The 1,394-nt window shown below is 62.8% G+C and carries 2 protein-coding genes; both read left to right on the forward strand.

The genetic code is table 11. The annotated features are described in order from the left end of the window. The coding region (locus tag ACIRS4_RS37040) for a hypothetical protein (RefSeq protein ID WP_404204487.1) at positions 1–1,000 on the forward strand (1,000 nt) is incomplete at its 5' end. An 8-nt stretch (positions 1,001–1,008) separates the two neighbouring features. Then, positions 1,009–1,394 (forward strand): hypothetical protein (locus ACIRS4_RS37045; protein WP_404204489.1); only part of this gene is annotated, 386 nt, incomplete at its 3' end.

Raw genomic sequence — 1,394 nt, forward strand, 5'->3', positions numbered from 1 at the left:
CAATATTCTGCCGCTGGGTTCGGAGATCGACCCGACCCTTGCCCACAATGGGTCCGGCATACACATCTTCACCGAACCGAACACGTATGACGGAATTCTGAATGTCGATCACTTCGCCGAGGACGCGGCCGGTTTCGTCGTCGGCTTCGCGACGAGTGCACGTCCCGCCGACGATGTTTTCCTGGGCTATACGCTGACCAATGCTGTCATGATCTTCGACAGCGATGCCGCCGCGGCCAACGCCGCAACCGCTCTGGTCCGCCGCGGCTTCTGGCTGTCGCAGGACGGCGCGGCGGTCGATCCCATTCCATCGACACAGCATCCTGCCGCCCAGATGATCTGGGCTCCAACGGAACAGCGGCTCGCATCCTGGTATCCCACTGGCAAGTTCCTCATCTTCACCATGTTCGATCTGATCGAGAACCGATCCGTCGAGCACAGTTTCGGTGTCGCTCCCGAGCCCGCGCCTCTCGCTCTGGCCGACAAGGCAATCGACGTGACTGCGGAGCGGCTAAAGACCTTCCAGCCGACACCGCCGGACAAGCTCGCCAATCTCCCGCTGGACCCCGATGGCATGCTCCGGCTGACCCTGCCGCGTCCGGCAGGTGACCAGACCTCGGCGGCGTTCACCGGGACCCTCGATCGACACGGCATGCTGCACGTCGTCGAGAATCCGGCCAAGTACCGGGATCTCTTCGACAAGACCGGCGTCGATTCCATCAGCGACGGTGCGGGATTTCTGGTTCGGGCCAAGGATTCCGATTCAGCTCAAACCTTCCTCGACAGCGCGTCGGCCTCGAAATACCAACAACGGATCGACCCTCCGGCCGGGCTTCCGAATGCACACTGCGTGAAGTACCACGGACCCGACGACCACGCGGCCCCGTTCCATTGCTACGTCGCCTATGGACGGTACGCAGCGACGGTGTGGTCACAGCAACAGCAGGATGTGTATCAGCGGATCTCCGCGCAATACGCCATCCTGGCCAACAACAAGTAGGGGGCCTTGTGAAGAAGCTCGGTTCTCGCCGTTCGTCCGGCGGAACGATCATCGGCGCACTCGCGGTTCTTCTGGCTGCCACTTCGGCCGCGGGGTGCGCGAGCACAGTGAAAGGCACTCCCGCCGCTGGCGAGATCGGTCTGGAACGACTCACCGTCGGCAACTACCCGACCGAACCGCTCGACGTGCGGTTCTCCTATCAGCACACCGCGCTCGACGCCCGGGCTCTCGTTTTGGGGCGACTGGCCGACAATGTCGTGGTCGGCGCCGATGTCGACCCGAAATTCAGCCATAACGTGCTGGCGCTGTCGATGGACAACTTGGCCGCGGCGAAGGCGACGCAGGTCCTGGCGGGAGCTGTTCGTCCCGTGCTGGAAAGCAACGGAATGATGTT

The sequence above is a fragment of the Streptomyces sp. NPDC101166 genome, assembly GCF_044768125.1.
In the GTDB taxonomy this organism is placed as follows: domain Bacteria; phylum Actinomycetota; class Actinomycetes; order Streptomycetales; family Streptomycetaceae; genus Streptomyces.